The 12,545-nt window shown below is 70.0% G+C and carries 7 protein-coding genes; 3 read left to right on the forward strand and 4 right to left on the reverse strand.

Translation table 11 applies throughout. The features are described 5' to 3' along the window. Positions 1-84: 84 nt before the first annotated feature. On the reverse strand, positions 85-1,059 hold the full coding sequence (gene galE, locus ACIOC1_RS11145; RefSeq protein WP_355348945.1) for a UDP-glucose 4-epimerase GalE: 975 nt from the start codon (positions 1,057-1,059) through the stop codon (positions 85-87). A 160-nt stretch (positions 1,060-1,219) separates the two neighbouring features. Here galE (ACIOC1_RS11145) and ACIOC1_RS11150 point away from each other — a divergent pair, with 160 nt between their 5' ends. After that, positions 1,220-2,917, forward strand: a complete 1,698-nt coding sequence (locus tag ACIOC1_RS11150) for an FG-GAP repeat domain-containing protein (protein WP_401853394.1) — start codon at positions 1,220-1,222, stop codon at positions 2,915-2,917. Between the two features lie 98 nt (positions 2,918-3,015). Here ACIOC1_RS11150 and ACIOC1_RS11155 read toward each other — a convergent pair whose 3' ends face one another. After that, complete coding sequence (locus tag ACIOC1_RS11155; RefSeq protein ID WP_401853397.1) at positions 3,016-5,229, reverse strand: PIG-L family deacetylase; 2,214 nt, start codon at positions 5,227-5,229, stop codon at positions 3,016-3,018. A gap of 261 nt (positions 5,230-5,490) precedes the next feature. Next, on the reverse strand, positions 5,491-6,462 hold the full coding sequence (gene galE / locus ACIOC1_RS11160; RefSeq protein ID WP_391047568.1) for a UDP-glucose 4-epimerase GalE: 972 nt from the start codon (positions 6,460-6,462) through the stop codon (positions 5,491-5,493). 334 nt (positions 6,463-6,796) lie between these two features. Between galE (ACIOC1_RS11160) and ACIOC1_RS11165 the strand changes: the two genes are divergently transcribed. Beyond that, on the forward strand, positions 6,797-7,789 hold the full coding sequence (locus ACIOC1_RS11165; protein ID WP_355348956.1) for a hypothetical protein: 993 nt from the start codon (positions 6,797-6,799) through the stop codon (positions 7,787-7,789). Continuing rightward, the gene (locus ACIOC1_RS11170; protein ID WP_391160344.1) at positions 7,786-10,608 is read left to right on the forward strand and encodes a stealth conserved region 3 domain-containing protein; all 2,823 of its coding nucleotides are present in this window, start codon (positions 7,786-7,788) and stop codon (positions 10,606-10,608) included. Before ACIOC1_RS11165 ends, ACIOC1_RS11170 begins: the two co-directional genes overlap by 4 nt. Positions 10,609-10,646: 38 nt before the next feature. On the opposite strand, the gene ACIOC1_RS11175 is transcribed toward ACIOC1_RS11170, so the two are convergent. Continuing rightward, a complete protein-coding gene (locus ACIOC1_RS11175) occupies positions 10,647-12,392 on the reverse strand; it encodes a stealth family protein (protein ID WP_401853400.1) in 1,746 nt (581 codons plus the stop codon). Between the last annotated feature and the right edge of the window lie 153 nt (positions 12,393-12,545).

Consider the following 12,545-nt stretch of genomic DNA (forward strand, 5'->3'; position numbering starts at 1 on the left):
CCGGCCCCCGGCCGTCTCCGGTCCGTTTCCGGTCCGTCTCCGGTCCCTCTCCGGCCCGTTTCCGGATCGCGTCCGGAGGACCGGCTACCGCGGCGGGTGCTGGAGCTGCCAGGCCGCCCAGGCCGAGGTGACCATCGCGCGCACGTCGTACTGGGCGGTCCAGCCCAGCTCCCTGCCGATCGCCTCGGCGGAGGCCACGACACGGGCCGGGTCGCCCGCGCGGCGCGGGGCCAGTTCGGGTTCCAGCTCAGTGTGACCGGAGACCTCGCGGATCAGGTCGACCATCTCGGCCACCGAGACGCCCTGGCCGCTGCCGATGTTCAGCACCAGCGACGCCTCGGGGTCGCGGGTCAGGCGGCGGGCGGCGGCCAGGTGCGCGCCGGCCACGTCCTGGACGTGGACGTAGTCGCGCACGCAGGTGCCGTCGGGCGTCGGGTAGTCGGTGCCGAAGATCAGCGGGCGGCGGCCCTGCGAGATCCGCTGGAAGACCAGCGGGACGATGTTGGCGGCGCCGCGGTCGCCCAGTTCGGGCGCGGCGGTGCCCGCCACGTTGAAGTACCGCAGCGACGCGGTGGCCATGCCGTGCGCCCGGCCGGCCGCGGCGATCAGCCACTCCCCCGCGAGCTTGCTCTCGCCGTACGGGCTCATCGGCGCGCAGGGCGTGTCCTCGGTGACCAGTTCGACGTCCGGCATGCCGTACACCGCGGCGGAGGAGGAGAAGACGAAGCGCCGCACGCGCGCGTCGACCGCCGCCTCCAGCAGGGTCTGAAGGCCGGTCAGATTCTCCCGGTAGTAGAAGAGCGGTCGCTCGACGGACTCGGCGACCTGCTTGCGGGCGGCGATGTGCACGATGCCCTCGACCGCGTGCGCGGCCAGCACCCGGTCGAGCGCGGCCCGGTCCAGGACGCTGGCGCGCTCCACCGGAACTCCGGACGGCAGCCGTTCGGTGTCACCGGCGGTGAGGTCGTCGAGGACGACCACCTTTTCTCCGCCGTCCACCATCGATTTGACGACATGCGATCCGATGTATCCGGCTCCGCCGGTGATCAGCCAGGTCATCGCCCCAGTCTAGTCGGCGTTGCCGCGGTGAATTCAGGGGCGCTTGATCGGCACGCGGTCTAAGGTCTGTCGGACCCCTCACCTAGACTCGCCGCGTCCGAACCGGACGGGTCTTCGCATCGGGTTCGGCATTCATCACACTCACATCCCAGGGGGGATTGTGTCCGAAGCACAGCCGGTGCGCTTTTCCAAGCGCCGCCGCCTCGTCGCGGTGTGCACCACCGGCGTCCTCGCTCTCGGCGCTCTGGCGCTGAGCACGAACGCGCAGGCCGACAGCGGCCCGCAGCACAGGATCACCCGGCCGACGGCGCCCAGCGGGCCCGCGCCGACGCTCACGCTGCCCAAGCAGGCCAAGCAGTACTCCACGAAGGCGGCGGCGGGGCCGCTGCGGTACGACCCGGACGGGGACGGCTACGCCGACCAGCTCTACCGGGGCAACAACCGGCACTACTACAACTTGCTCACCAAGGACAACGACGACGACGGCGACCTCGGCGCCAGCAGCGACGGCACCCTGTACAAGGACGTCCTCACCCCGGGCAGCCTGGACGGGCAGGGCACCGGCATCCTCGCGCTGACCAACTCGGGCCGCCTGTCGTACTTCGGGGCGGGGAGCTTCCCCAACGGCGCCGCGCGGTGGACCGGCACCGGCTGGTACGTCTACAACAAGCTGGTCGCGACCGACGACATCACGGGGGACGGCAAGCCCGACATCGTCGCGCGCACGCCGGCCGGTCAGCTCTATCTGTACGAGGGCACCGGCAACGCTTCCGCTCCGTTCAAGGGCAAGGTGCTCGTCGGTTCCGGCTGGAACCAGTACGACCAGCTCACCAGCCCCGGTGACATGAACGGCGACGGCATCAGCGACCTGATCGCCCGTAAGACGGACGGCACGCTGTACTTCTACGCCGGTACGGGCAACGCCGCCGGTCCGTACGCGGCCCGCGTCGCCATCGGCACGGGCTGGAACGCGTACAACCAGCTCGTCGGCACCGGTGACGGCTCGGTCCTGGCGAGGGCCACAAATGGCACTCTCTACATCTACCGGCAGAACGGCGCGGGCGGTTTCGCGCCCAAGCAGGGCGGCTACAAAGACTGGAACGTGGAGCTGTTCGCGGGCGCGGGTTCCAACCCGGCCTACGGCAAGAAGGAGCTCTACGGTCTGTCGACCGGCGGCACCTTCTACTGGTACTACACCAACAACAACGGGACGCTCGCCGCGCGCCAGCAGGTGGCGGGCGGCTCGGGGGGGTACAGCACCTTCGCACTGGCCTCGTCGCTGGGCGACTACGGGTACGCCGACCTGCTGTTCCGGGACGGCACCAACCTGTGGAACCTGGATTCCGACGTGAGCAGCCCGCTGGCCACCGGCTGGGGCGGCTACAACCTCTTCGTCGGCCCCGGTGACCTCAGCGGTGACGGCAAGGGCGACCTGCTGGCCCGTGACACCTCGGGCAACCTGTACCTCTACCGGGGCCAGGGCAACGGCGCGGCGCTGACCGGCCGCCTGCTGGTCGGTCCCGGCTGGGGTGCGTACAACGCCATCGTGGGCGCCGGTGACTTCACCGGTGACGGCCTGGCGGACATCGTCGCGCGCACCGGCGACGGCACGCTCTACCTGTACAAGGGGACGGGCGTCAGCTCCCGCCCGTTCGAGACCCGCGTCAAGATCGGCACGGGCTGGAACCGCTACAACAAGCTGGCGTCGCCGGGCGACATGGACGGTGACGGCCGCGCCGACCTGCTCGGTGTGGACGCCAGCGGCAATCTGTTCAGCTACAGCTCCACCGGCACGGGCCAGTTCAAGGCTCCGGTGAAGCAGGGCGGCGGCTGGAACGGCTACAGCCGTCTGTTCTGAGACGTCCTGTGGTGTCCGCCGCCTGTTGAGTGGACGGACGAGGGCGCCCGCACCTTCCAGGTGCGGGCGCCCTCGCGCGTCACGGCCGACAACCCGTGCTATCTCGTGGCCAGTTGGGTGAACGTGCCGGTGCCGTGGACGCGGGTGACGCCCGGGGTGGCGTTCACGGTGAAGGAGACCAGGGCCGTACGGTCGGTGCCCGCGACGAGCACGTCGGGGCGGCCGACCGCGAAGGGCTCCGTCGGGGTACTGGCTGTGGCGGCGGCCGGTCCCTTGCCGTATTCACCGTGCACCAGCAGCGCGTTGCCGAAGTCGGCGCGTACGGCCAGCAGCGGGTTGGTCTCCGCGCCCCGGCCGCTGAGCAGGGCGACCGGGCCGAAGCCCGCGTCGCGCACGGCGGAGGCCGGAATCCAGCGACCATGCCGTCCCGCGGTGAGACGTTCGACCGCGATCTCGGCGGTCTCCGGCCTGCGGAAGGCCAGCAGCAGCGAACCGTCCGCCGCGGTCACCGCTTCGGGCACTTCGCCGGGCACGCCGGTGTGCCGCAGGGGACGGCCGACCAGTTCGGCGCTCGGGGTGGACTGAGTCCACTGGTGGACCCCTTGGTGGCCCGCGGCGAAGACGTGGATCCGGCCGTCGTGGTCGACGGTCGCGGTCAGTCCCTCCTGGACCTGGCCGCCGGCGAGTTGCTGCCACGGCGACCACTGACCGGAGGCGTCGCGGACCCGCGTGCTCAGACCCTTGGAGGCGTTGCGGACGAAGACGTGGATCCGGCCGTCCTTGCCGATCACAGCGGTCGGCGGCCCGACCCTGCGGCCGCGGACCGGATTCGCCTCGGGGCTGCCGAGGCTGCGCCAGCCCCGGATCGCCCGGTCGCCGTCTTCGCCGGCGGACTTGCCCGAGGCACCCACCTGCTGGTCGAGCACCACGACCTCCCGGGTGTTGTCGCCCGGCGCGGCCGACAGACCGGAGAAGCGCAGGCCGAACAGCAGATGGTGGCCGTGCTTGTCGGTGACGACGCTGAGCGCGGGGGTCAGCGGGCCCCCGCCGAGGTCCTCAGGCGCATTCCAGTGTCCGCTTGCCGGCGCGGTCTCGGTCCAGCGGGCGGCCCGGGTGCCGAGCACGCCGTACACGGTGAGCCTGCCGTCCTTGGCGGCCACCGCCTGCGGACCAGAGGTCGGGTAGCGGTAGTGGGTGCTGCGGACCCAGCCGCGCGGGGACTTCAGCGCGTCGCCCTGGCCGACGCTGTAGTCACCGCAGCCGCCGGTGTCGCCGCACTTCCAGCCCGGAGCGCCGCCGTACACATCGAGCACGTCCGCCTTGAAGCGGACGGTGGCCTGCGGGAGATTGTGCGGCCAGCGCTGGTTGTAGTAGCCGCGGTAGGCCTCGGTGAGGAAGGTCGGGACCGGGCCGCCGCTCGCCGCGGCCTTCTCGGTCCACTGCGCCATGGCCCGCCAGGTGAACAGCGCGGTGGCGGTGTGGTCACGGTGGTCGGAGTAGCCGACCTGGTCGCTGTCGCGCGGGTACCGCGCGTTGTGGACCTGGATGTCCGGGTCGGGGTCCATGGTGCGGATCAGCGTCGGCCGGAAGGTGGTGAAGAGGAAGGCGAGCGCGTCGATCAGCGTCTGCCGGTCGAAGGTGTGGGCGGCGCGTACCGGGCCGTCGGGCAGCGGTACGGTCCGTACCGTCCCGTCCACGGCCCAGAGCTTGTCGATGCCGAAGGTGCCGCCGCCGCGCACCGGAGTGTGCATGTCGATCCGCAGGAAGACCAACTCGGCCCGCCTGCCGTCGTGTTCGAGGGTGTTGACCTCGGCGGCGCCGCCGTGAGGCAGGGCGAGCGCGGTACGCGTCCACGGCGTGAAGATCTCCGCGCCGAGCATCCGCGCGTACGCCTGCCGCAGCCCCTGCTGCCGCGCGGAGACGTACGCGGGTACGTTCGCCAGCGGGCGCGGGTGGCCGGGGGCGCGGTTCACGCCGAAGGAGTCGCCGCTGGTCACGTAGACCGTGACGACCGGCACATGACGGTCGATGGTGGCGGCGGTGTCCGGATTCATGAAGTACAGGTCGTCGTCGGGGTGCGCGACCACCTGCATCACGAGCGGTGCGGCGGGGGCGCCGAAGGTGACCCGCGCGGAGGCGGGCAGTACACCGCCGGTCGGGGGCGGCCCGAAGACGACCGGCGCTCCCGTCATCCTCGGCTTGGCCGCGGTGCTCCGACCCGTACAACCCGCGACCGTGGCCGCCGCGAGTGCGCCCGCCATCGAACCCACCACGACCCGGCGTCCGGGACCCCTGCTTGCTTGTTCCAGCATTCGGTCCAACGTTCCGGCTCCGTTCACCTCTCGTGTGATCATTTCGACCACCCGCTGCACAAGAGGGACAATTTCGAGCCGGGGTTTCTTCGCTTTGATGTGACCGTCATCACATGTCCGGGTCAGGCAAGTACCGGAAGCAAAAGCCGAAAAGGCCGGAATGCATTGACCTGCGGAACCGGCTGGTCAGCCGCATGAAAAAGGGAAGCCGGACTCACCGTGAGTGAGTCCGACTCCCCGAATCGGAATGGCGCGCCCCGGTTACTCCGGGTGTCGCAACTGCCAGCCCGCCCAGGCCGAGGCCACCATCTCGCGCACGTCGTAGACGGCCTTCCAGCCCAGTTCCCTGCCGATCGCGTCGGCGGACGCCACGACCCTGGCCGGGTCGCCGGGCCGACGCGCGGTGACCTCCGGGGCGATCCCGGTGTGACCCGAGATCTCCTGGATGATGCCGACCATCTCGGCCACGGAGACGCCCTCGCCCCGGCCGATGTTCAGCACCAGGGCCGCCTTCGAGTCCTCGGTGAGCCGGCGGGCGGCGGCGACGTGCGCGGACGCGATGTCCTCGACGTGGATGTAGTCGCGGATGCAGGTGCCGTCCGGCGTCGGGTAGTCGTCGCCGAAGATCAGCGGAGTCCGGCCGCGGGAGAGCCGGTCGAAGACCATCGGCACCAGGTTGAAGATCCCCGGGTCGCCCAGCTCGGGCGCGGCCGCGCCCGCGACGTTGAAGTAGCGCAACGACGCGGTGGCCATCCCGTGCGCCCGCCCGACCGCGGTGACCAGCCACTCGCCGGCCAACTTGGTCTCGCCGTACGGGCTCATCGGCTCGCACGGGGTCTGCTCGGTGACCAGGTCCACGTCGGGCATTCCGTATACGGCCGCGGAAGACGACAGGACGAACCGCTGCACCCGCGCCTCGACGGCGGCCTCGAGTACGGTCCGCAGACCCTCGACGTTCTCCCGGTAGTACCACAGCGGGCGCTCGACGGACTCTCCGACCTGCTTCTTCGCCGCGATGTGCACGATGCCCCGGACGTCGTGTTCGCTCAGCGTCCGGTCGAGCAGCGCCCGGTCCAGGACGGTGCCGCGCACCAACGGCACACCGGCCGGCAGGCGTTCGGGATCTCCGGTGCTCAGATCGTCGACGACGACCACCTGCTGTCCATCGGCAACGAGCGCCCTGACAACGTGCGAACCGATATAACCAGCGCCGCCGGTAATCATCCAGGTCATGGCCGAACCCTACCAACGGCGACCACGGGGAAGACCTGCCGGACCGAGCCGCCGCTCAGGGCGCGCACGGCAAGCGGGACCGCACGGACGACTCCGGGAATCGACTCGGCGTTCCCGCCGCGTTCACCCGCTGTGCGATCATTTCCACCGCCTCGACTCACAGCGGGTGGCAGAGACACGGCTCCGGCGGAACCAGTGATCCACTTCACACATTCGATTGGCCCGCAGGTGAACAGCCATGGTCAGGAATTGCAACATTCGGCCAACTTGCTGATGTTTGGCATCCTTGACAGGATGCGTTGGCTGACCAATGAGAATGGGAGACACGTGCGCCGTGAGTGATTCGCTCCTGCCCTACGCGGTGGGCGCGGTAAAGCGCGCCCGCACCCTGGCGGTACGAGCCCGCCGCAAGGTCGAGCGGATGAACACTGTGCCCGCGCTCGGTACAGGCATCAGACCGCGACCGATGATCACCCCGGTCCACCTCTCAGTGCTCGGCGGCCGCACGCTGAACCTCGCGGTGCCCGTCTCCCGGCACACCGCCGACCCCTCCGCGGCCCGCCTCGAACTGATCCACGGCAACCATCGGGTCAGTGTCGACCTCGCCCTGGAGCCGGAGTCCGACACGTCCCTGCTGCTCACCGCGACGGTACCGCTGCGGTACACCGAAGGTGAGAACGACACGGGGCGCGGGCTGCTGCTCAGTGCGGGGCTCTGGCGGTTCTGTGTCGTCGTCACGGACGAGGGCGGTCGTGAGACCAGATCCGACCTGGCCGCCCTGGCGTTCGCCGCGGTGCACGGCCCGATGCTTCCGACGTCGCCGTCCGAGTCCAGCGGCGCGGTCTTCCGGCCGGTGCGCTCGGTGGACGGCCGCGCCATGCTCAAGGTCACAGCCCCCGCCCACCAGGCCGAACTCGTCAGATTCGACCTGCTCTGGGACCGGGTGACCGTGCACGGCCGACTGCTGGCCGCACGGCACCCGGTGACCGAGTACACCGCCGAGGTCGTACGCCGGGGAGCCAACAAATCCGTCTCGGCGGCGCTCGATTGGGACGGCGACAACTTCACCTTCGACCTGCCGTTGCGAGCCATGACCGACGGTCCCGGCGTCCAGCGCACCTGGGACGTCCAACTGCGCGGGGGGCGCGCCAAGCTGAAGGTCGCCAAGCGGCTCACCCAGGTGCGTCATCCCAAGCAGGTCTTCCGGACTCCCTTTCGCATCATCGCCCTGGACGACGGTTCCTTGACCCGTGCGCACGTCTATCTCACGCCTGCCGGTGCCCTTGCGGTGGCCTGCGCGGCCATCGGAACCAACGAGGACGCATGAAGATCACATTTCTGCTCACCTGGGGCGACGAGATGGGCGGCACGGAAATGGCCGCCTACACCCAGGCGATCCATCTCTCCGCCCGGCACGAAGTCGAAGTGCTGAGTGTCTTCAAGACCCGCCTGGAGCCGTTCTTCGCGGAGGCGAAGCAGATCAAGCGGCGCTACCTGGTGGACAGGACCGGCGCCTACGGGCGTCCGGTACGCCGCAGCACGCTGGACGAGGAAGCGTGCAGGACGCTGCAGTCGCTGCCCAGCGAACTGATCAAGCCGGTCTGGGAGAACACCTTCGACCAGCTCTCCGACATCGAGATGACCGCCGCGCTGCCCGCGCTCGACTGCGATGTGCTGATCACCACCTCCCCGGCCCTGATGGCCGCCGCCGCGGAACTGGCTCCGGCCCGTGTGGTGACCGTGCACGAAGAGCACCGCGCTTCCCAACTGCGCGGCGTAGCCGGTGAACCGCTGCTGGTGTACGGCCCGCGGATCGACGCCCTGGTGTCGCTGACCGAGCGCACGAACGACTGGTTCGCCGACTCGCTCGGCGACGCGGCGCCCGAGCTCGTCACCATTCCCAACGCGGTGTCCGACGGCTACCGCCCGCGCTCCGACCTCCAGAACAAGGTCATCGTGCTGGCCGCCCGCATGACCCCGGAAAAACAGCTCAACCACGCCATCCAGGCGTTCCACCAGATCTCCGGCGACTTCCCCGACTGGAAGCTCCGGATATTCGGCGACGGCCCCCAGGAAGTGCGGCTGCGCCAGCTCGTCGAAGGATTCGGCCTGCAACTGCGGGTCGAACTGGTGGGCCGCTCGCAGCAGATGGACGAGGAGTGGGCCAAGGCCGGGCTCTGTGTCCTGCCCTCGCGCAACGAAGCCTTCCCGCTGGTGCTCCTGGAGATGTTCGCCGCCGGTGTGCCGGTAGTGGCCTACGACATCGTCACCGGCCCGGCCGAGATCATCAGGCACGACGTGGACGGGCTGCTGGTGCCGCCCGGTGAGATCGACCTGCTGGCCGAGGCGATGGCCCGGCTGATCGGTGACGAGCAGACTCGGCACGCCTTCGGCAAGGCGGCGCGCGAGGGCGTCTACGAGCGCTTCAGCGGTGAGGACATCACCGCCCGCTGGGAGGAGTTGTTCACCCGGCTGGTGGCCGAGCGCGACAACCCGCAGCGCCTGGGACGACGTGCCGACCGGGCGGCGCTGCGGGTGGTGGCGGGCGGCACGCGCAACTTCACCGTGGCCGCGCCCGTCTCGCCGCTGGCGAATTCCACCGACGAGCAGAAGGCCCGGGAGGTGATGATCCAGGCGCAGGACCGCAAGCTGGTGCGCTCCGCGGGGCGGCTCGCCGAGGTCCGCGACGACGTCAACGGGCCCCAAATGCTCGCGACCAACCTGGAGATCAGCGCCACCGTCCTTGAGGACGTCGGCATTCCGTACGTCCTGCTGCGGGCCGACGGCGTCCAGCACCGGCTCGCGGTACCGGTCGAGGAACGGCCCCGGGTGCTTGAGGCGCTGGCCACCGCCCTGCACGGCAAGGCGGTCTACGCCGAGCTGATCTCCCCGCGTGGCGCCGCGCCCGGAGCGGTGCTGGCGGAACGGCTGCGGGACGTCGGCGAGGTGGCCGGGCTGCGGATCTTCAAGCCGGTGGTCACCGGCAGCCGTACCCTGCGCTACGGGCCCGCGTACGGCTGCAGCGTGGAGTTCTGGTCCGTCGACGAGGAAGACGGCTGGCGTTCCACCCCACGGGCGACGACGCTGCTTGGGCGCCGGTTGCCGTCCCTCGAACCCACCGCGAAGCTGCGGGTGGGCGAGCGGGACTACCCGACGCTCTCGCAGTTCACCAAGCAGTTGATGTGGGATGTCGACCAGCCCATCGACGTCGTCTACACCTGGGTGGACGGCGACGACACCGCATGGCAGGACCGCCGCAACGAGGCGCGCCGCCGACGCGGACTGCCGGTCTCGGAGAACACGGACGTCGACAACGGCGACGTGAGGTTCCGCAACCGTGACGAACTGCGCTACTCACTGCGGTCGCTGGAGATGTACGCGCCCTGGGTGCGCAACATCTATCTGGTGACCGACGACCAGGTGCCGCCCTGGCTCGACACGTCGTGCCCCGATGTGAAGGTGGTGAGCCACCGGGACATCTTCGCCGACCCGAGTTGCCTGCCCACCTTCAACTCGCACGCCATCGAGAGCCAGATCCACCGGATCGAGGGCCTGTCCGAGCACTTCCTTTATCTCAACGACGACGTCTTCATGGGCCGCCCGGTCACACCCGAGCTGTTCTTCCTCAGCAACGGCATGGCGAACTTCTTCCGGTCGCCGACCGCCGTACCGCCGACCGAGCCGTCGGACGAGGACGAGGGCTACTTCGCAGCGGCCAAGAACAACCGCAAACTGCTGGAGGACGCCTTCGGACGGACCGCCACGCAGAGCTTCCTGCACACGCCGCACGCGCTGCGCCGCAGCGTGCTCGCGGAGATCGGCGAGAGGTTCCCGGAGGAGGTGGCCAGGACCGCGGCCAACCCCTTCCGCGGCAACAGCGACCTGTCGATCACGTCGTCGCTGCACCACCACTACGGCTACCTGACCGGCCGCTGCGCGCCCGGCAGGATCTCGTGCAGCTACGTCAACGTCGGCAACTACGACCACCACTCGGTGCTCGGCCGACTGCTCGCGTCCCGCAACTACGATGTCTTCTGCATCGGCGAGTCGCCCGACGCCGAGGTGCCCGCCGAGGAGCAGGCGCGCGTGATGTACGCCTTCCTCAACGCCTACTACCCCGTGAAGTCCCGCTTCGAGCGGGACTGAACGGGGCAGGCGCCGGCGACAGCCCGCCCGGTGCCGGGCTACTCCTTCTCGAAGGGGCTCGGCACCGGGAAGTACGCGTCGAGGAACGGGGTGATCAGGTCCTTCTGGCCGGTCGCGTCGTTCTCCGTGGAGACCGTGTCGTTGATGCAGAAGACGGTCTTGTCGCGGTTGGCGAGCAGCCGGCCGAGCCGGGTCTCGGTCCAGGGGTGGGTCAGGTCCAGGTAGGTGTACGGCAGGTCGTTGGACGGGATCGCGCGCCTGGTGTGGAAGGCGTAGTAGTGGTGCAGCGACGAGGCGACGGAGATGTCGTCCATGCTGCGGAAGTGGCTGGACTCGGTGTGCCGGTACTCGGCGGCGAACTCGTCCTCGATCTCGTCCAGGACGCTGCGCCGCAGGGCGTGCGGCATGTGCTTCATCTTCTGCACGAGGACGGCGCCGTAGCGCTCCTCGATCAGCCGCCGGTTGTTCTTCCCGGCCGCCGCGACCGGCGGGTCGGCCTCCGTCTTCTCGCCCAGCGGCACCAGCGCGGGTGAGGGGAAGAACTTCGTCAGGCCGTTGGCGAGGAAGAAGTCCTGCGGCGTCACCTCGTTGCCGAGCAGCACGTCGTCGTTGAAGTACAGGAAGTGCTCCGACAGGCCCTCGATGTGGTGCAGTTGGCTCTCGATGGCGTGCGAGTTGAAGGTCGGCAGCGAGCCGGGCGAGCGGAAGATCTGCCGGTGGCTGACCACCTCGATGCCGGGGTGCTCGGTCTTCAGCCAGGACGGCGTCTGGTCGTCGGTGACCAGGAAGATCTTCCGGACCCACGGCGCGTACATGTGCAACGAGCGCAGTGAGTACCGCAGTTCGTCACGGCTGAGGTAGCGCGCCGCGTTGGCCGCCTCGTCGTGGTACGCCGCGCCGGTGAAGTCCGCGCGGCGGCGCAGCCACGCCGGGTCCGCGCCGTCCACCCAGGTGTAGACGACATCGACCGGGAAGCGGATCTCGTCGGTGGTGTGGATCGCGAAGTGCTCGCGGGTACGGACCTCGAAGCGCGGGCCCGCGCCGGTGTCGCGCGGCGCGAGGTCGGTGAAGAACGCCTCGGGCGCCTGCACGGTCTTGGCGTCGGCGGGGATGGCCTCGGCGAATTTGCCGGGGCGCGGCGCCACGAGCGCGCCGTCCTCCTCGCGCCAGAACTCGATGTCGCAGCCGTAGCGGGTGCCGAGCGCCAGGCCCTTGCTCTCGTCGGTGCGGTACCAGGTGAGGCGGAAGACCCCGGCGCCCGCCAGACGGCGCCAGGACGGCTGCTCGTAGCCCGGCAGCGACTCCTCGGGCACCGGGGAGTTCCCCTTGACCGCGGTCACGTAGCCGGGCTCCTCGGCGCACAGCGCGGTCAGCGCGGCGAGCACCGCCTCCCGGTCGCTCTCGTGGACGGCCACGGCCGAGGCGGTGTGCGAGCGGCCCCGTACGCAGAAGTGGTCGAGACCGGCGGCGGACAGGCAGCCGAGGACCGCGTCGAGGTTGGCCCTGCGGGCCGCCAGCGGGGTCACGCCGGGGACGATCAGCGCGACCTTCGCCTCGCGGTTGATCGTGATCACCGTGCGGTCCGGACGGTCCACCAGCGCCTGGTGGCGCTTGCCGACCCTGGCCGCCCTGGCCCGCTCGGCGGCGGCGGTCGCGCCCGCGATGCGCAGCTTCACCTGCTTGCGCAAGTCCGAGTCGACGCGGGAGGCGATCTTCCGTCGGGCGCTCTCCGGTACTGCTCGTCGGTAGACCCCCAGCAGTCGGGGTGCCTCGGGATTACGCACGGCGGGCGGCTCCTCATCGATTGCGGGGCCCGCCGCGACGCGGGCCGTTGACGTACGACGACGGCCCGTACGGTGGTCCGGGCCGATACCTCAAGTATGCCTTGCGTTCTCCAAGGGGCCGCGTGCGGTATACCTGTCCGGAACTCCGGCCGC

The organism is Streptomyces sp. NPDC088197 (assembly GCF_044741185.1).
Taxonomy (GTDB): Bacteria; Actinomycetota; Actinomycetes; order Streptomycetales; family Streptomycetaceae; genus Actinacidiphila.

What these genes read in the sequence shown, in the direction of transcription:
- galE (WP_355348945.1), bottom strand. Translation starts at nt 1,059, where the DNA reads ATGACCTGGCTGATCACCGGCGGAGCCGGATACATCGGATCGCATGTC.
- ACIOC1_RS11155 (WP_401853397.1), bottom strand. Translation starts at nt 5,229, where the DNA reads ATGCTGGAACAAGCAAGCAGGGGTCCCGGACGCCGGGTCGTGGTGGGT.
- galE (WP_391047568.1), bottom strand. Translation starts at nt 6,462, where the DNA reads ATGACCTGGATGATTACCGGCGGCGCTGGTTATATCGGTTCGCACGTT.
- ACIOC1_RS11170 (WP_391160344.1), top strand. Translation starts at nt 7,786, where the DNA reads ATGAAGATCACATTTCTGCTCACCTGGGGCGACGAGATGGGCGGCACG.